Here is a 20,155-nt window from a genome sequence, read left to right as displayed (position 1 = left end):
CATGGCTCTCGCAGATACATTGCAATGCCGCTTCGCACGCGCTGAAGATCCAGTCAGTCTATCTTGACACCGCCCTCAGCTACGTGGACGCAGTCTTGCAGCCGCTCTAATGTCCCGAGCATCAGCGCGACTTGCCTGCAGAGCTTGACGCATCTCAGCAAAGACTGGTTCGATGCCTTTCGGATCACGGATCGTCAAAAGAACCGCGAAAGGGACACCGGAAACTGGAAACTCAGATTCAGCACGCACCAAGCTGGTGACCTCTAACCGCCAATCTGAGGTCTCGCCGCGATCAATCAGATTGCTTTCATATTGTTTCGACGGCCACCACTTGAGGCCGTGTGCAATCAGCGCTTTTTCGGGGATACCAAGGCCCGATGATTTCGGTAGGTAGCGTGCATCGATCTGGTTGGTGTAGCCGAACTGACCATCTTGATTTTTCCGCATTTGGCGCTGGCGCAGACTTGCCTCCAAGTTCACACGCACAAACTCTGCACCGAATGCGGGATCCAATGGTGGCGAATAAACGAGAGTGATTTTGACGTTGCCAGAACACTGACTCTGGGGCCCAACAAGACTTAGAGGCCAAGTAAACGGGAACCGAAGGATTGCCGGTTTTCTCGCGCCGATGGTCAAGCGACTTTGAAAGACGAGTGTAACCTCGTGATCACCGGTTTCCAGCATTTCGGCCACGCTTGAAGGTTGACCATACCCAGCGAACTGCCGGCTTAGATCCTTCATCCCCCGTTTCGTAAGCGGCTCTGGCATGACTGTATGGTGCAATAGCATTGCCCTTAGAGCCTCGGTCCCCAAAGTCCCTTGTGTATCACGATCGAGACTTGCGAGCGTGCGGGCTACAAGAGGAGCGGCGAAGCTTGTCCCAACCACATCCTGCATCACCCCTTCTCGCGTAATAGAGGTGAGACCAGTTGGTTTTCCCGGCCCAACGCCTCCCGCCCCACCGTAGGTGGCAACATCTGGTTTCACGCCAACCTGCAGGCCTGGCCCCCTAGTCGTATAAATCGTGGGAGCACTATCAACTTGTGGGGTATTTGGAGGATTGATTGCACCAACCGAGATCGAACGCACACTTTCTGAAGGCTGAAAGATTGTGTCGGACTGCGTACGCGAGGCAAAGTATTTTACAACGTCACTCGGCTTCTTTTGCCATGGTGCGCGCGATTGACCCATCGGGAGATTGCCAGCGGAATTCACGAAAATGACTCCATAGGTGTCTGCGATCTGATCCAACCTCGCAGCGTACAAGCCATATCTGTACCGGTCGACGTCGGAAGTCACATTGATCGAAAGATTGAATATCCGCACGCCGTGCTCTTCGCTCGCTTCCGTAACGGCTTGCTCCAACTCCTCCAGGAAGTCTGAAAAGCCGTTCGCATACTTGGCGAGGAATGGCCCCTTGGGGAAAAGGGGAACATCATAAAGCATACATCCATTAGGCTCTGGAACCAATTGAGCACTGTTCAGTCCTTGACCAATAGCGATCAATCCGGCAACTCCCGTGCCGTGGGCCTCGTCATACTCTCCCGGATCGAGGAAATCGAACCTCCCCGAAAGCCAGGATGATAGAACATTGGAAAAGCCGGAATCGACGACGCCGACAATAGGATACTGAGCCCCCGGTACGGGGCCTGGTATCTGGATCTTGGCTGAACCCGTCTGGCCAGTCTGCTCGCTAGCCAACGTATCCTGACTGCCAAGTTGAAGCTGGACGGGAGGCCAGATGGCTCTGACCAATGGATGTTTGGCGAGCTCACCCAATGCCAGCTCGTGCCGATCAGCAGAAAGGTCAACCGCGCTCGCTCGCTGAATGGGCGCAACATCTCTACGCGCTAATCCCAGGCGGTTGTCAACCAATGCAGGCTCATCACCTCTCGTTAATTGAAACTCAAGCACCGGGGTGCGACCGACCTTCGTTGCAAGGAATGTGCGCGCGCCAGATCCAAACCCAAGGAGCATACGCTGAAGACTGTTGAGTAGTGCAAACCGACCCAACGGGTCGTCGGCGATCACATCCTGAGTCGGCGTCTCAAAGAGTTCGACGTGGTATCCAGACACGGTTCTCGGATCCTCAAACATCTGCATAGCAGCAGCAGTTGAAAAACCGCGCTTCTCGTACGCCGGCGCAATCTCGATTGAGTCGATTGCACCGACCTCCGACCGTGCAGCAGTCGTTGCGGCGTACCTCTCACCGGTGTTTTTCGAAATATTGTATTTCACCGAGTATTCAGCGGTGTCAATGCGGCTGCGCAGCGCCGTAAGATAGATCAGAGGTGCCCGAAAATATAGCGTTCCAACAGCGCCAGCCCCAACACAAGGGAATTGATCTTTTTGAAACAGCCAAGTTACGGGTCGATAGGATTTAGCGAGCGCTTCGTCCCGCATTTGAACCTTGAGATAGGTCGCGGGACCGTACGGGCTGGATTGCACAGCAGCGATGATTTCGTCGATAGCTTGCAGCAAGCGCTTCTTATGAGCGTCGAATTGGACATCAGCCTTTTCAAAGAAATCCTTGTTACCGCCACCTTGACCTGGGTCTGGGGCCCTAAGAAAATCAGCATCGTTCAGGATGATCTGAACAGGATTATTAGCCATTACTTACCTCCATCAACGCGAGGTGCCGCTTGGCTTTTTTGATCTCGCTAATTTTTGACTGCCCATAACCGGTCGCCGCCGAAATATCCGACTGCTTCAGTGACAAGTTACTGTCATTGGTAATTAAACTGATGAATGCCTCTGGGTCTGCCGCCAACAACTTTGCAGGAAAATGGTCGTGCGACGGAAGGCGGGCAAGAACCGCACTCAAGGCATGAAACACCCCCTGACCATTATGCGCTTGCCCACTGAGCGCCAAGGTTCGCTTCAGCGAGGTGCAAATGCGCTGAATATCGGCGCCCGAGCGACCCTCGAGACAATATGCGATGATAATCACAAGCGCATCGTCGGGTTTGATCGGCAGCAAAAACCTCTTCACTAGCCGAGTACTCGCTTCTAGGTTGGGTTCGCCGATATGAACATGGGTCTCGAAGCGTCGCCAAACCGCCGGATCGAGCAATCGATCATGGTTGGTAATCGCAATTGTTACCCCATGCTCTCTGCGAAGGTCCAGGTTTTGAAGCAGTGTGTTCACGACCCGTTTTATCTCGCCGATTTCTTGAGGGTCATCGCGCTGCTTGGCTAGTGCGTCGAACTCGTCAAGCAAAAGGACACAAGTATATCTGTTCGCGAAATCAAAGAGATTGGCGATGTTTCGCGCGGTTGTACCTAAAAAAGATGAAATAAGGCCATCAATCCGCGCTATGACCAATGGAAGTCCGAGCCTTTGCGCTATGTGACGGGCAGTCATCGTCTTGCCCGACCCAGGAGGTCCAAAAATCAGCAGGGAACGTGTCGGCTCTACCTCCACGCATCGTAGCGCCTCAGGGTTGGACCATTCGTCCAACAGGCCCTGAATCGCCTCCCTGACGTTTTGCTCATATACCGGGACTGTGGCTAACTCCCCGGGAAACTCAATGGTGCATAGCTGAGCGCCAGTCTCCCGATCGATGGGAGGGTTCGTATCCGGAGTCAGCTCCTCTCCCGTCACAATGGAACGGGAAACTTCCACACGGCTTGGGGTGATCTCCCTTATCTCCGCAGATGACGAGAGAAGCCTCCGAATCGTTACTGCTTCCTTTTGCTGCCCCGCCTTCTCCAAGCGCGTCAGCAAGCGCTGCACCTGCTTCTCCATCCCAGCCTGATCGCCACCGAGACCTGACCTTATGATGCTCTGCACAACGGAAAAGTGATCCATACTTGCCTCCTGCCTGAATCTCCAAAGACAGGCGTATTTCTGAGCGTATAACAATATTATTTGGCACAAACAAGGATAATTCCGTTCTATCGCGAATTCTATCCAATTATCCAGAATTTACGTTCGCCTGCATCAATAGCAAGTTCTAATGTTGAAGGCCGTCTCACGGCGTCCCAGCAAGGCCGCCCTATGCGGATAAAAAGACAATGAAGAACCAGACAATCAGTTGAACGGCGGTCGCCCAAAGAACGATATCGAGAGGACCCATTGACAACACCCGCTGCGGTCATCCGGCGCAAGACGACCAGCATGAGGCCTCAAGCCTTGCCCTTAAGCCGATTATATGTCCGTCGTACCGACAGGTTAGGAGGCAATCCGTTCGGCACAGATCGCGGCGACAGCTTCCTGAAGCACCTTTATGCTATCCACCAGCCAGGCGAGTTCCTCGGCTGAGATTTCGAATGCAGGCGAATAGCGCGCATCGACATAGGCGCGATCGAGACGAGCAAATGCGCGCTTTGCGAACTTGGTGTCATTCGGCCATATGCCGATCAACTGCGGCGCTATGCGCTCCGCTTGTGAGCGCAGAAACCGCAGCTTGTGGGATTTGGGGCTATAGAGCGCCAGAACCAGAAGAACGCAGTGATAAAGCCGCTCTGTAGACTGGTGGAGCATGAAAGCAGCTTCATTCTTGAAGCTGCTTTCTATGGCCACAGTTGCAAGCTTAAGAAAGCGTTCCGCTCCCGGAAACCAATGCTCGAAATGTCGTTTCGCCTCCGCGCGTGCCTCGTCTGGCTCAAGCGATTTTGGCGACGCAAGGGGATAACCTTGTAGTTCGCAAAGGACGATCCCGTCGCGGGCGATATCGACGAAGAAGGGGCGTCCCTGAGCCAGCTGCGAGTTCACCTCCTCATAGGTGTGAACGATGAAGTTTACGGGCGCAGTCACGTGATGGGTAATGGCCAGTTCCTGTACGAAACGTTCGCCCGCCTTCTCCCAGGCTTCATACTGATCGGCAAATTGACTGTAGTTAACGATAACCAGGAGATCGTAATCCGACAGATAGCCACTTTTCCGATCCTCGACCCAGTCTCCGCGGGCGTAGGAACCGAATAGGATGAGCTTGAGAATCCGTCCTCGCTTGTTTTTGTCGGACAGCTTGGTTTTCTGGACTTCTTCGAATTCATCGAACAAAATTGCGGCGACGCGCTGCAGTTCGCGCTGCTTGCGCGCTGGCAGGTGTGTCAGCCTGTCGATGTTCATCGAAATATCTTTCAAATCTAAAGTCATAGAGTCGCAGCCTTCGGGCGAATGCCGCTGGCTGTCTAGTCTTATCAGGATCATACGGTCGTGCGAAAGGCGCATGATCTCCTCCGGCTCAACGAGATCTTCGGTGCCGATTGAGTCGTCCGGTTTGCGTCAGCAGTCCTGCTGGTGGAGATCCAGGCCTTGCCCAGCAGCTCGATCTTGTCGGACAGCAGGCCCTCGATCTGTGCCTCCGCAAATCGCCCCTGCCAGCCCCAGACGGTTGTCTTCAACTTGCCCGAAGATGCCATGATGGCGCGGGTACCGGACGCCTCGGCGGTTAGCAGGATGATCCGCGCACGCCAGACATGCTTCTAGCCAGCGTCCCAATCAGAGATCGAGCTTCAAGCCTATGGTGGTTCGAAGTCGAAACAATCATGGCAACCTCCTGCGCATGGCAAAGATCCGGACAGGCGAAACCAGATGGGGTCCCGATCCGAACTCTTCCGTTTGTGCCAATCCAGAAACACATTGTCCTGAGCAGCGCAGCTACTGGCGGATCATGTCTTCCGGGAGTGACGGTGTATAACCCAGCTTGTTGATGACGGTCGCAGCGATTGGATGGTGGGCCTTCATCATGACGAGCGCGAGACGATATTCATGCCGGCGCTGCTCAACCAGGAACCCCTCTCCACTCCCTTGTTCAAGAGTGCCGAGAAGTTCATAGAGCTCTTGCGCTTTTTCGAGCCGACACCGTTGTTCGCGAATGATGTCGATCGCAAGTCGCTCAAGCTCGTCTTGCTCAAGTTCCGCAAGAATCGTCTCAATGGCACACTTTGAGCAATCGGGTTTGAGTTCCAGGCTGCGGATATCCGGCAATATTGCACCACCCCTTCGGCTTGGTCCGCGGTGCGCCCCCGCGAACAAATAAGATCTAATGACCCCAAGCCGGGGGGTAGAAACCGTTTTCCGACGGCCCTGTGACCTTTAGTACCGAGGCACCTGGACATACGTCACAGGCCCCCGGCCAATGGCCAGAGGATCTCTGGTGCTGTTCCGGTCAACACCAACCGCGGAAAAGGGGTTTCTACGCCCCGAGGCAGCGCGTACCGCCTCGGGGAAAAGCATATTTCATCAGGCTAGCGAACGCCAGATGCCAACCGGCATGTTTACCTTGAATCTATTCGGCAATCGCAACAAAATCGGTTGCAGAAGGCAGAGGAATTGTACCATCAGCGAGCACTGATGAACGCAAATCACCGGCTGCTCCAAGCCGCGACCGCATGTCGGCGCCTATGTCGAACAGACCGGCATAGGTCATGACCTTCCCGATCCGCACCGGCGTACCGAGCTGTTCAAAACGGCAATCGATCGACCTGAAAATCCGCGCCATTCTCGCGTCGAAGACCGATACGATGTGTTCGATACCGGCACGCTGGGCAGTTTCAACCATCCCGCACAACAGCTCGACGGTGATTCCGTTGACCATGTGGTTTGCTTTTGCCCGATCCCTCGCCTCGAAGATCTGCGGATTGACCGCAAATCGTGAGCTCTCCCAGATCAATGGACTTTCGACCGTGCCACCAGGCATCAGCACGGAAAACACGTCTCTGAGCATGTTGGGACCGGTCGTGGGGAGCAGACGCACAGCGCCACGAAGCTGTCCTGACCTTTCATCGAGCGACAGAAGGTAGAGAGGGTCTTCGGCATCGAACAGGTCAATCTCCCGGCCGTTTTCGACTTTGACGTCCCAGCCGAGGCGACCAGAAAAAACTTCGGCCCGCATGCGGAACATTTCGTCAAACAGCTCGGGGTACTTGTCCTGATCGGCGCTTTCGATTGCAAATATCATGATGTTGGTCTCCGTTCATTAATTGATGACGGAGGCACCAGTTATCGGCTGGGTTTCGAGAAGAACATCCGGTCCAATAGCTGGGTTTACAAGGGATCGAAGAGCAGCCCGGCTCTATGAGCGATTGAAACGGCATGGGTATTGCTGGTGGCATGGAGCTTGTGGCGGGCGCTCTCCAGATAGCAGCGCACGGTGTGCTGCGACAGGCCGAGAATTACAGCGCATTCCCAGGCCGTCTTGCCCTCGGCGATCCATTGCAGGCATTCCAGTTCACGCGGAGAAAGAACTGCAGGTTCGCTCGCATGTCCCTCGATGCCAAGCACACGATCGTGGATGTGCATCGCAAGGACCTGGAAGTCACGCATATAGAGCAATTTCGCGCTCGCCCAGTCGCGGGCGGAAAGATCTGACGTCACGGAGAACAAGGCACGATTGCCGCGGCGGCCGTGCACCGGAACTGTCAGTCCGCGGCTCCCGATACCGAATTCGCCTGCTTCACCAAAAAAGGTCTTCAGCCGCCCCGTAGGCTTTCCGAACTCGTCCCAATCAAGGGGAAGCATACGGCGAAATCCAAGACGAACAACAGGATCGACATCGACATACTGCCGGTTCTTGTAGTGCGCGACCCACTCGGGAGGATAGGTTACGGCGAGATAGGGATCGATCTCATTTTGACCGGCAACGCCGACACCGAAATAGGCAATGGTATTCAATGCGTATCGGGAAGCCACGTCTTTCAGGAACCGGATAGTTGAATTCCGGTCGGCAATGTCTGAAATTTTCGAGAGTGCGTCCATCAAATCGGAATCTGCGATATTCTCCAACGTCCTACCTTTCCCGGAACCTGAGATTCGGGCGCAATATTTCCATTATGAGTCGCATATGCAATGCATAGTTGTCGAACTGAACAAATTCTAGAGCGCCAGCTTCCGGGCGTTGTTTGATGGGGAATCCTGTCAGGTATTAAAGGCGATGACGAGCGGCACGCCGAACAGCGACGCCCAGGCCCGGGCGCTCGCCTTCTGGATAGCAACGATGTTGGTGTCGCCGGTCCACCAGCCGTTGCCCGTTGCCACGATTACGCTCGGTTTGTAGATCATCGACTGCAGGACCGGCCAGACCAAGAGTTGCTCGTAGCAGATCAGGGGAGCGATGAGCGTCCCGGCAAATCTGCCGGTAGGTTTTCCAAAGATATGGGCCGTTGCGCCACCCGATGCCCAGGGTTGCCACATCGAAACCGGCACAGGGATGCGTTCACGGTAGAGGATTTGTGCGCCCTTCCCTGACACTTCCATCATGACGTTGTCGTAGCCCTCGGCACTGATAAGGATCGCACCCCCATTCACCGTCACATCAAGGTCCTGAAGTGCGCGGACCCAGAGGTGTTCGGTGGTCGGCGTCCAGATTCCGAATGCGCTTTCGGGAAGGACGATGTTTTTCGCGCCGGCTTTCGCGGCATCCTGTACCAAAGCTAACGTGGCGAGATTCTGCGCATAATCTGCGTGCTGACCGGGAGAGGCATAGTTGAAGTGCGTGTCGATGCCGATCCAGCCTTCTGGTGGACGCGGTTCGATCCAGTCCGACGACGACCAGGCGAAAATTGCACCTATGACAAGAGCAACGATCGGCCACGCCCGCGTCGTCATGGCAGATAAGGTGTGAGCCATGGCAATCAATCCAAACCAGCCCAGGCCCGGGAACAAGACGCCTGCGGCCGCGATTGGGTTTGCCCACCCGATGATGCCAAAGGGCGGAACGCTCATCAGGATCCATGCAAGCGCGTAACGCAACGATCGGTGCCATCCTGATTTTGAAGTCCAAAGCATGCTGTGCACGAGTACGAACAGAAACGAGGCCGCGAGCCACAGGGCAAGCCCGAGCCGCATATCACTCGCGTAGAAGATTGAGACGCCAACAGGCAGCCCGCGCGACGCTGCAAGGAAATAGGCCAGCGCCACCAGCCCCGCGACCAACCGGTTCGGCGCAAACGCCCATAGCGTCGGAAACAGGACAGCGGCGGGCAAGGCCAGCACCGCGCCATTCCAGGCAATTGCACCGACAGTGGCGCTGCCTGCAACAAGGCCGATGCTGATCAAGCCTTCACGGAACGAAGGTGAGGACGGGTGCCGCCAGCCCGAGAACACCGGCGGCCGGGATCGGCCCGAAATATCGTGAGTCATAGGAACCCTTGAATGGTGAGTGGAGAAACAGAAAACCCGGCGGCACCACACCACCGGCGTAGGGCGTTACCGGCCTGCCCGAACCATCGTTTGGCTGGACTGCGGATCGCGGCAAATTCACGCCGTCGATGGCGACAGACGCGCCGATTTCAATCGACTGCCCCGGGAGCGCAACAACGGCCTTGATCAACGGACTAAGCCAGCCCGGGCAAAGCCCACGGCGCAAATATCCGCGCTCACGCGCCCGTCGAAACTCGTGCGTTAACGGCGGACAGATGAAGATGCGATCCCCGACGCGAATAGCACGGTTCAATGGCTCGATCCGCCAGAGCCCGAGCGGATAGCTCGGCGTCAGGTTCAGCCGGAAGCCGGCCTCGAATCCCACGCCAAACAGGGCTGCCGGAAGACAAACCAAAACGGCGATTGCTGTGAAACGCTGACGCCGGGTCTCTGTTTGAGCCCCTTGCTCTGGCGTTGTGTCTGGCGAAGAGCTTCGCTTTCCTTCAGTACCTGTTGCGTGCGTTCCTGGGCTGCGAGCTGCTGACCGGCCCGCATGGTGGGCCATGCGGATGCGAGTTTTTCCCTTTCATCCGACGGCATACCCTTGGCCGCTTTGCCGAAGGTCGAACCCGAGGGGTCCCTAGCACCGTTGCCGAGCAAGGTCCGTTCGCCGAACCGTTCGGACACCGCTTTGTTGAAGGCATCAAGTTCGGACTTCACCATCCGGTCGGCCAGCGCGAACCCGAGTGCTGCGGCTAAGTCGTTTCGGTCGATGGCGTCCCGCACCTTCTCCATGGCCCGCGCAGCCGCTGGTGACAGCGACGGAATATCGATCGATATGCGCTTGCGCTGCCCCTCTTCCTCGGCAGCGTACTTCTTCATCGCGCTCTGTCGCATGTCCAGATAGCGCTCGAGATCGCGACGGAGCGCAGGAATGTTGACCTGCGCTACGCGCCGGTCTTGCCGATCCGCCCGGCTTGCCAGAAGTCCTTCGCGACCGAGCAACTCACCGAAGCTTGCCGCGTTCCATTCGATTTCGCTGAGACGCTGCCGGGCAACATTCGGGTCTTCCAGAACGGTCTCCATACGCATCGCCTTGAAGGCGGTTTCTGGATCCGCATAGACAAGACGAATACGGTCAGAGAAATTGTCCCACTGCTTTTGCAGTGCCGGATCGGACTGCAGCTTTTCGGCGACCGCGTCGGTGATCGACATTGTAAAACTTGAGACGCCTTTGACCATTGGCCCGGCCTTTCTGGCTGTTTGACTGGATTGGTGAAGTGGATGATCTACAAGGCCGAGCTGCGCGCCGGCGGTGCGAAGCCGGAAGCTAAAATCGACGAGTCTCTGTTTCTGCCGGATGGTCCATTGCACCCGGTCACGCAATAGCGTCCGGGCAACGCGAACGAGATGCAGACCCCGGTTGTTGGCGAAGCGGAGCGCCTGGGCATAGAACCGGCCGCTTGCATAATCGAGGGTCACTTCCTTGGCGTTCTTGCGGGAGAGGATCTTCTCAAGTCCACCTGCAAGGTGGAAGGGTCGGCTGCCGTAGTAGAGGGCCAAGTCCTCCCGGTGCCGGGTCATCGCGACATAGGTAAGATGCCGGTCGAGCGAGAGCGAGGCGAGCACCTTTACGCGGTCGACGGTTGCACCTTGCGATTTGTGGATCGTCGTCGCATAGCCATGATCGAGATTGCGATAGAATCGCTGATCGACGTCCACGCGGTGCACGCCCTCCCCCTCGCCGACGGCCACGGCGATCCTGCCGGGCGCTGCCTCAACGACCTTGCCGATCATGCCGTTCTTGACGCCAAGCGAGCCTTCATTCTTAAGGAACACGATCTGGTCGCCAACGGCGAATTGCCGGGGTCCATCCTCGGTCTTGAAGGCGTGGCCCTCTTCGATCAGACCGCGCTCAACTAGCTTTTCGCGCGCCATCGAATTGAGTTGACGCACATCGCGGCGCAGATGCGCGAGGATCAGTGTCGACTTCTCCGGATCGTAATCGCGGTTCCAGTCGGCAATGAGGGTTTCCAGTGCCTCAGCCTTCAGCGTTTTTGCGATCAACCGGCCCTTCCCGCCGTAAGCAGCGAGCGCTTCGGCAACGCGCCCGCGCGCCAGGTCGAGCGAGGCGGCGCGCATCCAGTCTTCTTTCTGGCGATAGATGGTTTCGAGCTCGGCATATCCGGTGCGTTCCACGATGGCACGGAAGGCGGCACCCGCCTCGATGGGCTGAAGCTGCTCGGCATCTCCGACCAGGACGAGTTTGGCGCCGGCTTTGGTGATGGCTTCGACGAAGGTCGCCATCTGCCGGGACGACACCATGCCCGCTTCATCGAGCACGAATATCGTCTTGCCATCGAGACGCCGGCGTCCCTGTTTCCAATTGAGTTCCCACGACGCCAGCGTACGGGAGGGAATGCCCGCCTCTTTCTCCAAACCCTCCGCCGCCTTGCCTGCAAGCGCGCCACCAACAACGTTGTATCCGGCTAATTCCCAGGCTTCGCGGGCAGCCTTCATCATCGTGGTCTTGCCGGCCCCTGCGCGGCCCACCACGGTTGCTATGCGCTCGGCTCCCGCCACATGTTCGATGGCCGTCCGCTGCTCTTCCGACAGCCGGTCATGCCGGGAAAAGACGGTTTCCAGGACTTTCGCCGCAACCGCAAACCCGTCCCTTCCCGAAAGCCAGTTTGCGCGGGAAATCATTTCGGCTTCGAGCCTGATCATCGCACGCGTCGTGAGGCGCGCCGGAACCCGTGCCCCGGTCGCAAAGTCGATTGTCTCGTCAGTGAGTTTTAGGCACTCCGGGCTTTCCGTAATCCGAGTGAGAAGCCGCCGGAAGCGCTCGGGATCGTCGACATAGCGATGCAAGATCTTGGCGATATCACGCTGATCGAAGACACTTCGTTCGGATGTCAGGATATCGAAAACGAGTTCTGGCCTGTGCTCGATCCGGGCGGCGTTCTGTTTCCGTTGGGCTTCATGCAATGTCAGCCGTTCGAGATCGATCTTGTTTCCTGCGGCGCCCGCCTTGCGCTGTAGCGCCTTTGCAGCAACGCCGATATGAGTTGTCGGTTCGATGTCGATGCCGCGTTCGGCATAGGACCGGCCATCAACACGGATTTCGAGACCCGCTATCGCCAGATGCTGGTTTTGCAGATCGAGCCATCTCTGCCGCTGTTCGAGGAATTCGGCCTTCTCGCCGGACCAAAGTTTGTATTGGATTTTCCCGGTCTTGGTTCGAACCGGGTTTCCATCCGGGCCAATCACCGCGACCTTCTTGGAACCGAACCCGTCCTGGGTGAGCGAACGCAATGTCGTCATCAGATGGATATGCGGATTGCCGGGATCGTTATGGAAGACCCAATCGGCCACTTGCCCGCGAGCGAGCACCTGCTCTGAGACGAACTGCTGGACGAGCGCGATGTTCTGGTCGCGAGTAAGCTCGACGGGCAAAGCGACAATGAATTCCTTGGCGAGCTGGGCGTCGTTGCGTTTTTCGAATGCCTCTACCTTGTTCCAGAAGGCTTCCGCTGCCCCGGCAACCGAACGATCGGCGATCATCTCCCGCACCCATTTCGGCGCATCGGGGGGCAGCAGGAATTCTTCGTGGGCGAGGTTCTTCTTGTTGGAATAGTCGACTGTGCGCGCTTCCGCCTCGTGGCTCATCTTCGCGCAATGGCGATAGGCTGCGGACAGAACGGCGCTGCGGCCATTTCCACGGGAAATAAGCTGGGGTGTAAAATGCGTGATCGCCACGGTTCATCAGGCTCCTGCGAGACAAGTTCATCCTTGTTCCGCAGGCCGCCGCCCCGGCCCGACTGGGACCGCAGCGAGCCACGTCGCCCCAGCGACGTATTACTGCGCCCTTGGACGCATTCCTTCGGAACGCAGGGATGATCTCTCAAAGCGTCGGATCTGCCGACCCGGCATTTCTGCCGGGATGCGCTTCACGCGCTCCAGGGCGATTCTCCTCATGCCTTCGGGGCATTCGCGACAATCGGGAGCAAACGGAATGAAGAAGCCATCATCCAGAATCAAAGAAGAGATCGCCAAACTCCAGGAGCAGCTGAAGGCCGCAGAGACGCGTGAGGCCGAACGGATCGGCCGGATCGCGCTCAAGGCCGGGATTGGCGAAGTCGAAGCCGACGAGGGCAAGCTGCTGACGGCGTTTGAGGACCTGGCCAAACGGTTTCGTGAGCGCGGCAGCGAGATCCGGAAAGTCCCTCCCGCGCAAAACCCGTCTGGCGCGGCTTCGCGCGCAAATAGCGAGGCTTGAGCGCATGCGACAAGCAAGCCAATCGGAAAAGCGCAGGAAAGACACGCGCGAGAAAATTCAGCTCGGCGGCCTGATTGCCAAGGCAGGCTTGCGCTATGAGAAGCGCGCGCTCCTGCTTGGCCTTCTGATCGACGGCACGCGGCGGATCGAAGGCGACGAGAATGAGCGAGAACGGTTGATGGCGATCGGAGCGGAGGCGTTTTCCGATGACACCGAGTAAGCTCATTCTTCTGCTCGTGCCCGTCAGCATGATGATTGCCGTCTGCATCGGGTTAAAGGGTTCCGAAACCTGGTTGGCGCACTTTGGAAATTCGGCTGAGACGCAACAGGCGTTTGGGCGGATCGGTATCGCCATGCCCTATGGCGTAGCCGCGGGTATCGGCATCGTTTTCCTGTTCGCAGCGCGCGGAGCAATGGCGATCAGGTTCGCCGGATACGGTGTTCTGACCGGTGCAATTGCCGTGATCTCCATTGCCGCAACCCGGGAAATCACACGGCTCAGCGGTTTTGCAGATGCGGTTCCGGCGGGACACAGCCTGCTCGAATATGCCGATCCTTCGACCGGCATCGGCGCAATGCTTTGCTTCGTCGCCGGCATGTTTGCGCTCCGCGTCGCTCTCAGTGGTGATGCAGCGTTCGCGACAATGAAGCCGCGGAGGATGACGGGAAAGCGCGCAATCCACGGATCGGCCGACTGGATGTCCGTCACCGCCGCCAAGAATATGTTCGGTGAGGGTGGAGGCATTGTCCTTGGCGAGGCATATCGCGTCGACCAGGACAGTGTGGCGAGCCGCCCATTCCGGACTGATGTCAAAGATACGTGGGGCAATGGCGGAAAATCATCGCTGCTCTGCTTCGACGCCTCGTTCGGGTCAACGCACGGACTGGTCTTTGCCGGATCGGGCGGGTTCAAGACCACTTCGGTAACGATCCCTACGGCGCTCAAATGGGGTGGAGGGCTCGTTGCGCTCGATCCGTCAAACGAGGCCGCACCCATGGTGATCGATCACCGGCGGCGTGCTGGACACGAGGTTTTCGTGCTCAGCCCCAAGGACGCTTCGGTCGGGTTCAATGTGCTCGACTGGATCGGCAGGTTCGGCGGTACCAAGGAGGAGGATGTCGTTGCCGTAGCAAGCTGGGTTGTGACCGATACCGGACGCCAGACTTCAATGCGCGACGACTTCTTCCGCGCCTCCGCCCTGCAACTCATCACCGCGTTGATTGCTGATGTCTGCCTGTCAGGGCATACGGAACAGGAAAACCAGACGCTGCGCCAGATGCGCATGAACCTGTCCGAACCTGAGCCCAAACTGCGCGAGCGATTGCAGAGGATCCACGACAATTCAGAATCCGCTTTCGTTCGAGAGAACGTCGCCGCCTTCGTCAACATGACGCCGGAAACCTTCTCCGGTGTTTACGCCAACGCGATCAAGGAGACCCATTGGCTAAGCTATCCGAACTATGCTGCGCTCGTTTCAGGTTCGAGTTTCTCGACCAATGACATCGCCGGCGGCAAGACCGACATCTTCGTCAACCTCGACCTTAAAACACTGGAGGCCCATCCGGGGTTGGCCCGCACCATCATCGGCGCGCTTCTCAACGCCATCTACAACCGGAATGGAGTGATCAAAGGCCGCGCCCTGTTCCTGCTCGATGAGGTGGCTCGGCTCGGCTACCTGCGTATTCTCGAGACCGCGCGCGATGCCGGCCGCAAATACGGCATCAGCCTGCTTCTGCTTTTCCAGTCGATCGGGCAGATGCGCGAGACCTATGGTGGGCGGGACGCCGCATCGAAATGGTTCGAGAGCGCCTCATGGGTATCCTTCGCCGCGATCAACGACCCCGAGACCGCCGACTACATCTCGCGACGCTGCGGCAACACCACGGTGGAGGTCGACCAGTTGAGCCGCACATCGCAGATGTCGGGGTCGTCGCGAACGCGCTCCAAGCAGTTGGCGGCGAGACCTCTGATCCTGCCGGAGGAAGTGCTACGCATGCGCGGTGACGAGCAGATCGTTTTCACGTCGGGTAATCCGCCACTCAGGTGCGGGCGCGCCATCTGGTTCCGGCGCAATGACATGAAAAGCGTCGTTGGCAAGAACCGATTCCATCGCTGATCGCGAGGAATGCGTATCAACGTTGTGAATCGATTGTCCTGCTTTGATTCACACAACTCATTGGACTTCGGTTGCGGCGTCGAAGAGACTCTTCGCATGCAGACATTCACTCCCGACCAGGTTCATCTTCGTCGCATCGACCCGGCCCAGAATATGCGCCGCTTCTACAGCTTGAGCCTCCAGCCCACGCTGTTCGGCGGTGCGTCGCTCATTCGCGACTGGGGAAGGATTGGAAGACGCGGTCAGACCATGATGGAAACATTCGATACGAACGCCGATGCAGGGTCCGCACTGCACCGTCTCGAGCGTAGCAAAAGGCGCCGCGGATATCGCGATACCCTTGCCGACGAGTTGGTAAGATAAAGTGACATGCCTGATGACATGGAGAAGGCCCCGCCTTGCGGCGAGGCCCTCCTTTGGTGATCAGTCGCGGTTGCCGTTCGGGCGGGACCAGATCAGTTGCAACCCTTCCTGGCCGTCCACCTCGATCAGGGTTGCGTAGATCGGAGCAGGGAAGCTCGGGTCATCCAGCTTGACCGAGATGTAATCCCGCTCGGTTCCCTTCGCCTGCTTCTGCCACCCGGCGCCTAGTTCCACCGCACCCGAGAAGATGCGGAACTGCGGGCCGTTCTCGGAAGGGGTTTCGACGCGTTCGAGGCGGGCCTTGACGTTTAGGGCGAGGGTCTTGATCTGACCGGTGAAACCGTTCTTCGCAGTGGTGAAAGTGCCGATGTTTGCCATTGTCTTCATCCTTTCGATGTTTCGGGCCGCGCCTATCGCGGCCTCGATGGCTGTCAGGAGACCGGGAGCGATCGGCGCGCACCCCAAAGGGGACGAAATGAAATGGAGGACGGCGGGGAGACACTTTCTTGGCTCGCGAGGAATTCGAATGAAGTTCGAAGGGGAAGAAAGTTTCGAAGCGCCGTTGCGTCAGGCCGAGCGAGGCGAAGCCGTTTTCCGGTCAGACATGCCTCAATCGAGACCGCATTGAGCGGCGCATTGGTAACATTTGAACGGGTGTGAAGACCGGCAACCGTCGTGTCGCAACTCCGGATCCGAAATATGATCGGACAGCATAACATGAAGCCCTTGCCAACGACGAGGTTACCACGTGGCGCTGTCGAGCCTTTCTCACAGAATGCGACACCGCTCTCATCCCCCACAGTGCGTTGAACTAAGTTTGGATGTTGTGGCGATCGAAAGGGAATGAGCAGGTACATCGACGCAAGGGCCGTGATGACCAAAGCCTTTTGATCCCTTATTCACAACCTCGATATAGCCGATGAGGAAGCGGTATCATTGCTGTGGTAGACACGAGCACTGCAAAGCCGGGATACAGCCCGGCGGAGAGCTGATCGCACTCCGCCAGGGTCATTCGGAAGGAATGCATTACGCCGCCTCTTGCTCTTCAGTAAGCTGAGCCGGTTGAAGACCATGAAGATAGGTCACGGCGCGTTGTGCATGCGCCGCCGCCTGAAAGATCGCCCGTCTGTCGTCCTTCAGGATCCGCAACCACGACTGAAGGTAGCTGGCGTGATCCGGCCGGGGCTCCAGCTCAGGTACGACACCAAGATCGGCGCACAGGAAGCAACTTCCGAGCTCGGCAACGAGTTCTTCGCGAGCGCGGTCGGAGCGATCCTTGTGATAACGCGAAAGATCGCGTCCGACCCGGTGCGCTGGCGCCGTCCAGTGGGTTGCCTCGTGGCTGAGCACAGCGACGTAGGATTGCGCATCTCGGAAGCTTTCGAAGGGCGGCATCTGGATGTGGTCGCTTGCCGGAGCGAAGAAGGCTCTTGCGCCGCCGTGGCGGATCACAGCGCCGGTATGTTCGAAGAAGCGGTCCGCGTGCTCGATGCGCGATATCGGATCCGTGATCTTGTCCGGCCGGTGATAATAGTGCTCAGGCAATCCATCGATCTGATCGCAATTGAAGACGGTGTAGGTCTTGAGGAACGGGATATCCCGCTCGACCTCGTCACCGCGGGAATCCGTTTCGGTCTTCGTGAAGCGACTGGCATAGACGACGGTTGCGCCGGTCTCGCCCTTGCGGACTTGTCCCCCTATCTGACCGGCCTGCCGGTAGGTCATCCAGAGTGGCGCTTCGAAGCCTCGGGCGAGGCTTTCCGACCAGAGCAGGAGGACGTTGATGCCCGTGTACGGCTCGCCGGTGTGCCGGAGTGGGCGCGTGATCCGGCCTTCGAGCCCGCCCACGCTCCAGGGTTTCATCCAGGGTCGGACACCTTTTTCCAGATCAGCGACAATCGTCTCGGTGATCCGCGCATAGATATCGATGCGCGGGTTTTTCTCTTTCCTTTTCATTTTCAGATCTCCTGGTTTGAGGACCGCGCCAATCGCGGTCCGTCACGAGGTCCAAAAACGGCGGGGCTCAAGGCCGGAGCGGCACCCGAGCCGGGGCCCCGGCACGCCAAGCGCGACGGGGTGGCGAAGGGCCGGAACGAAGAGGAGGACGGCAAAGCCGTTGCCGCTGCTGCCGGTTCCGCCCGGACCTTTTTCGGGACGGACCGCGATCGGGGCATCCGCGCAGCGAAAAAGCGGCGCATCGCGCCGCCGTAAGGGGATGAGTGAAATGATCGATCAGTGAACCGGGTGACCGCCGGTGTAGGGGTCGTATTCGAAGAGGATGACGATCTCTGCCTCTTCGACTTCGTCGGCAGGGAGGACGCCGTATTCGTCGTCGGACTTGAAGAGGACGATCGGGGTCATGAGGGTGCGAGCGAGGTTCCAGGCGTGCTTTTGGGCGAGGGAAAGATCGTGCTGCATGTGAGGGCTCCATCGTTGGAGCGGGCCAATCCCGCTCTTGATGGCTCCGTCAATGTGCGGCTTAGCGGACGCGATCACCGCGCAGGCCAAAGCCAAGCGGCCGCCGCTTGCGAGCGGACCCTTTACGGGTTGATCGTGGAAGTCCGCGCCGCACCAGGAATGCCATCCCTCAAAAGAGCGGGATTGGGTTGCGTCCGAGATAGAGTTCTGGCCATGTGCAGTCGGATTGGCCGGGCCGAGGCTGGATCGCCAGGTACACTCTCCGGTCGCCTGATGACAGACCTCACACAGTGCGGGATACGAGGACTTCTTGTCGGGGAGTGTTCCGAGCAAAAATCAAGTCCGTTTCACGGCCTTGATCGCGGACGCGCCGGCCGCTTGCTTGATTGTCGTGGCTATCTCGCGGAGGAACGCCGCGCTGACAGAACCGATCGGCTTGGTGGACACGAAATCATAGTCCTTATCCATCTCGACGCGATTGAACTCGTCGAGAATGATCCAGCATGGGGGTTTGAGCCCAATGCGCCGGCACTCGATTTCAGGGACAGTAAGCGCAAGCTGGCCGTCGAGCGGCGGCCTGGAGGTAAAAGGAAAGAGAAACACGACATCAGGATTGCCGGATGTTTTGATGACGATGCAGACTGGGCGCGGTTTCCGGCCGGATTCCTCGCCCTTCTGAGCTTCGCGATGCCAGAGATAATGAAACTCGGCGACGTCGCCATGCTTAAGCATCGTCTTTGGCAGGTTCGAGAATGGCGTCAATGCCGGATATCAATTCCGCAATGACATCGTCCGGCGCATCATGCAGGGAATATGACTTCGTCGGGCTCGGTTCGCCGCGCATCCTGTGATAGTCGCGGGCGGAGAGAACAAAGAGCTTCTCCTTGCCGTGCTTGGTGAGCACGACCGGTTCGATCATCGCCGCCTCAAGAATTTCACCCGAAGAGCGGTTCATGTCGGAAAAAGTGTAGTGCTTCATCTCATGGCTCCTGCATTTCACGTAAAATAGGTATTTTACGTTGTTTTGTCAATTCGAGTCTTCGTGTCGACAAAAATGGGGCGGAGCCGAAGCTCCGCCCGTATGGCCTAGCTGAGTGCGGCCATCTGCAGTTCTGCCGCCTTGCGATCGACGGTCTGGCCGGGGTTGTCGATCGGGCGCTGGAAGGGCTTCCAGGCCTCGCCGACCACCTCTTCGTAGGCGGTCACGACGCCTTCGGCGGCGCAACGGAGCGCGTGAGCCTGCAGGCCCATATCGGCTGCGAATTCGCGCTTGCGTTGGGCTGCCCCATCAAAACCGACCGGGCCATCGATGTCCTCGTCCCGAGTGTCATTGGATCCCTTGGCCGAGGCATCGCGGGCCTCGGTCACGGCGCGGCTGTAGAATTGTCCGGCCCCGTGGGCGGAGCCGACAAACGAACCGATGATGCGCTGCAGGTGGATCTGCATCGCCCGTTCGCCGAGACCCTCGTTGAGGGCGTCGGCCGTGTCGACGATGATCTTGTGATGGAGATCGCGGATGCCGTCACCGTCGATCACGGGAAGACCGAAGCTTTCGGAGATGAGGGAGGCCTGAGCGCTATCGGGGCAGGCAAGTCGGACCATTTCGAGCGAAGCGCCCTTGCGAAGCTGGGTGACCTTGGCGGATTGACGGGAAGAACGAGCGGTACTGGTCATGTGAGTTTCCTTTCCTTCACGGTATGGCCGAAGGCTCAAGCCGGACTGCCGGCCTTCCCTTCGGGCGCGGTCAGGAAAAACCGGTGGAAAGACGGAGGCTTCAGGGTCCGCGCGGACCGAGACGAGCGAACCTGTCCTGCGGGTCAGCAGGGCTTTCAGCCCTTGCGCCATACCGCGGGGCCGGCTTGGCGAGGATGGTCCGCGCGGCCGCACCGC

General features: G+C 58.1%; 19 protein-coding genes and 1 pseudogene. 4 read left to right on the top strand and 16 right to left on the bottom strand.

Going from position 1 to position 20,155, the window contains the following annotated elements; translation table 11 throughout:
• Positions 1-75 precede the first annotated feature (75 nt).
• From LL06_RS03930 to traA, 10 genes and pseudogenes are all read right to left on the bottom strand, one after another.
• Entirely contained in the window at positions 76-2,613 is a 2,538-nt protein-coding gene (locus LL06_RS03930; protein WP_035522489.1) for a S8 family serine peptidase, read from the bottom strand.
• Entirely contained in the window at positions 2,606-3,811 is a 1,206-nt protein-coding gene (locus tag LL06_RS03925; protein WP_035522488.1) for an ATP-binding protein, read from the bottom strand. Before LL06_RS03925 ends, LL06_RS03930 begins: the two co-directional genes overlap by 8 nt.
• Before the next feature lie 363 nt (positions 3,812-4,174).
• Positions 4,175-5,176: a HEPN domain-containing protein gene (locus LL06_RS03920; RefSeq protein WP_345775670.1), complete on the bottom strand. Its 1,002-nt coding sequence runs from the start codon at positions 5,174-5,176 to the stop codon at positions 4,175-4,177.
• A 101-nt stretch (positions 5,177-5,277) separates the two neighbouring features.
• A pseudogene (locus tag LL06_RS28180) lies at positions 5,278-5,430 on the bottom strand (IS630 family transposase); the annotation flags it as partial.
• Positions 5,431-5,605: 175 nt separating this feature from the next.
• Positions 5,606-5,935, bottom strand: coding sequence for a transcriptional repressor TraM (locus tag LL06_RS26765; RefSeq protein ID WP_161784930.1), 330 nt, complete (start codon positions 5,933-5,935; stop codon positions 5,606-5,608).
• Between the two features lie 301 nt (positions 5,936-6,236).
• A complete protein-coding gene (locus LL06_RS03905) occupies positions 6,237-6,908 on the bottom strand; it encodes an acyl-homoserine-lactone synthase (RefSeq protein WP_052161190.1) in 672 nt (223 codons plus the stop codon).
• An 86-nt stretch (positions 6,909-6,994) separates the two neighbouring features.
• A complete protein-coding gene (locus LL06_RS03900) occupies positions 6,995-7,732 on the bottom strand; it encodes a LuxR family transcriptional regulator (RefSeq protein ID WP_052161189.1) in 738 nt (245 codons plus the stop codon).
• 132 nt (positions 7,733-7,864) lie between these two features.
• Positions 7,865-9,004 (bottom strand): conjugal transfer protein TraB, encoded by a 1,140-nt coding sequence (locus tag LL06_RS03895; protein WP_244447046.1) that lies wholly within the window; start codon positions 9,002-9,004, stop codon positions 7,865-7,867.
• A 4-nt stretch (positions 9,005-9,008) separates the two neighbouring features.
• Positions 9,009-9,512, bottom strand: a complete 504-nt coding sequence (gene traF, locus LL06_RS26760) for a conjugative transfer signal peptidase TraF (RefSeq protein WP_081963644.1) — start codon at positions 9,510-9,512, stop codon at positions 9,009-9,011.
• A complete protein-coding gene (traA, locus tag LL06_RS03890) occupies positions 9,446-12,847 on the bottom strand; it encodes a Ti-type conjugative transfer relaxase TraA (protein ID WP_081963637.1) in 3,402 nt (1,133 codons plus the stop codon). Before traA ends, traF begins: the two co-directional genes overlap by 67 nt.
• A 256-nt stretch (positions 12,848-13,103) precedes the next feature.
• Between traA and LL06_RS03885 the strand changes: the two genes are divergently transcribed.
• The 4 genes from LL06_RS03885 (at position 13,104) to LL06_RS03870 (ending at position 15,847) form a co-directional block, all read left to right on the top strand.
• On the top strand, positions 13,104-13,367 hold the full coding sequence (locus tag LL06_RS03885; protein ID WP_035522483.1) for a TraC family protein: 264 nt from the start codon (positions 13,104-13,106) through the stop codon (positions 13,365-13,367).
• 4 nt (positions 13,368-13,371) lie between these two features.
• Positions 13,372-13,587 carry a type IV conjugative transfer system coupling protein TraD gene (gene traD / locus LL06_RS03880; protein WP_035522480.1) on the top strand — a complete coding sequence of 72 codons (216 nt, stop codon included), beginning with the start codon at positions 13,372-13,374 and terminating at the stop codon, positions 13,585-13,587.
• Complete coding sequence (traG, locus tag LL06_RS03875) at positions 13,574-15,484, top strand: Ti-type conjugative transfer system protein TraG (RefSeq protein WP_035522477.1); 1,911 nt, start codon at positions 13,574-13,576, stop codon at positions 15,482-15,484. Before traD ends, traG begins: the two co-directional genes overlap by 14 nt.
• A 96-nt stretch (positions 15,485-15,580) precedes the next feature.
• Positions 15,581-15,847, top strand: a complete 267-nt coding sequence (locus LL06_RS03870; RefSeq protein ID WP_035522543.1) for a WGR domain-containing protein — start codon at positions 15,581-15,583, stop codon at positions 15,845-15,847.
• Positions 15,848-15,907: 60 nt separating this feature from the next.
• On the opposite strand, the gene LL06_RS03865 is transcribed toward LL06_RS03870, so the two are convergent.
• The 6 genes from LL06_RS03865 to LL06_RS03840 form a co-directional block, all read right to left on the bottom strand.
• Positions 15,908-16,225, bottom strand: a complete 318-nt coding sequence (locus tag LL06_RS03865) for a DUF736 domain-containing protein (RefSeq protein ID WP_035522475.1) — start codon at positions 16,223-16,225, stop codon at positions 15,908-15,910.
• Positions 16,226-16,873: 648 nt separating this feature from the next.
• Positions 16,874-17,803 carry a zincin-like metallopeptidase domain-containing protein gene (locus LL06_RS03860; RefSeq protein ID WP_035522472.1) on the bottom strand — a complete coding sequence of 310 codons (930 nt, stop codon included), beginning with the start codon at positions 17,801-17,803 and terminating at the stop codon, positions 16,874-16,876.
• A 276-nt stretch (positions 17,804-18,079) separates the two neighbouring features.
• A complete protein-coding gene (locus tag LL06_RS03855; protein ID WP_035522468.1) occupies positions 18,080-18,265 on the bottom strand; it encodes a hypothetical protein in 186 nt (61 codons plus the stop codon).
• 336 nt (positions 18,266-18,601) lie between these two features.
• Positions 18,602-19,027 carry a hypothetical protein gene (locus LL06_RS03850; RefSeq protein ID WP_345775669.1) on the bottom strand — a complete coding sequence of 142 codons (426 nt, stop codon included), beginning with the start codon at positions 19,025-19,027 and terminating at the stop codon, positions 18,602-18,604.
• On the bottom strand, positions 18,990-19,244 hold the full coding sequence (locus LL06_RS03845; protein WP_035522463.1) for a type II toxin-antitoxin system prevent-host-death family antitoxin: 255 nt from the start codon (positions 19,242-19,244) through the stop codon (positions 18,990-18,992). Before LL06_RS03845 ends, LL06_RS03850 begins: the two co-directional genes overlap by 38 nt.
• Before the next feature lie 107 nt (positions 19,245-19,351).
• Complete coding sequence (locus tag LL06_RS03840) at positions 19,352-19,939, bottom strand: hypothetical protein (protein ID WP_035522460.1); 588 nt, start codon at positions 19,937-19,939, stop codon at positions 19,352-19,354.
• Positions 19,940-20,155 lie beyond the last annotated feature (216 nt).

The sequence above is a fragment of the Hoeflea sp. BAL378 genome, from assembly GCF_000759435.1.
In the GTDB taxonomy this organism is placed as follows: domain Bacteria; phylum Pseudomonadota; class Alphaproteobacteria; order Rhizobiales; family Rhizobiaceae; genus Hoeflea.
The sequence above is the reverse complement of the archived record's forward strand: the minus strand, read 5'-3'. Positions and strand labels throughout refer to the sequence as shown.

Bases quoted from the DNA above. Each gene is read 5' to 3' on its own strand.
- LL06_RS03865 (WP_035522475.1), bottom strand. From the start codon at position 16,225: ATGGCAAACATCGGCACTTTCACCACTGCGAAGAACGGTTTCACCGGT.
- LL06_RS03905 (WP_052161190.1), bottom strand. From the start codon at position 6,908: ATGATATTTGCAATCGAAAGCGCCGATCAGGACAAGTACCCCGAGCTG.
- LL06_RS03840 (WP_035522460.1), bottom strand. From the start codon at position 19,939: ATGACCAGTACCGCTCGTTCTTCCCGTCAATCCGCCAAGGTCACCCAG.
- LL06_RS03845 (WP_035522463.1), bottom strand. From the start codon at position 19,244: ATGAAGCACTACACTTTTTCCGACATGAACCGCTCTTCGGGTGAAATT.
- traG (WP_035522477.1), top strand. From the start codon at position 13,574: ATGACACCGAGTAAGCTCATTCTTCTGCTCGTGCCCGTCAGCATGATG.
- LL06_RS03855 (WP_035522468.1), bottom strand. From the start codon at position 18,265: ATGCAGCACGATCTTTCCCTCGCCCAAAAGCACGCCTGGAACCTCGCT.
- LL06_RS03925 (WP_035522488.1), bottom strand. From the start codon at position 3,811: ATGGATCACTTTTCCGTTGTGCAGAGCATCATAAGGTCAGGTCTCGGT.
- LL06_RS03870 (WP_035522543.1), top strand. From the start codon at position 15,581: ATGCAGACATTCACTCCCGACCAGGTTCATCTTCGTCGCATCGACCCG.
- LL06_RS03885 (WP_035522483.1), top strand. From the start codon at position 13,104: ATGAAGAAGCCATCATCCAGAATCAAAGAAGAGATCGCCAAACTCCAG.
- LL06_RS03930 (WP_035522489.1), bottom strand. From the start codon at position 2,613: ATGGCTAATAATCCTGTTCAGATCATCCTGAACGATGCTGATTTTCTT.
- LL06_RS03860 (WP_035522472.1), bottom strand. From the start codon at position 17,803: ATGAAAAGGAAAGAGAAAAACCCGCGCATCGATATCTATGCGCGGATC.
- traD (WP_035522480.1), top strand. From the start codon at position 13,372: ATGCGACAAGCAAGCCAATCGGAAAAGCGCAGGAAAGACACGCGCGAG.
- LL06_RS03920 (WP_345775670.1), bottom strand. From the start codon at position 5,176: ATGCGCCTTTCGCACGACCGTATGATCCTGATAAGACTAGACAGCCAG.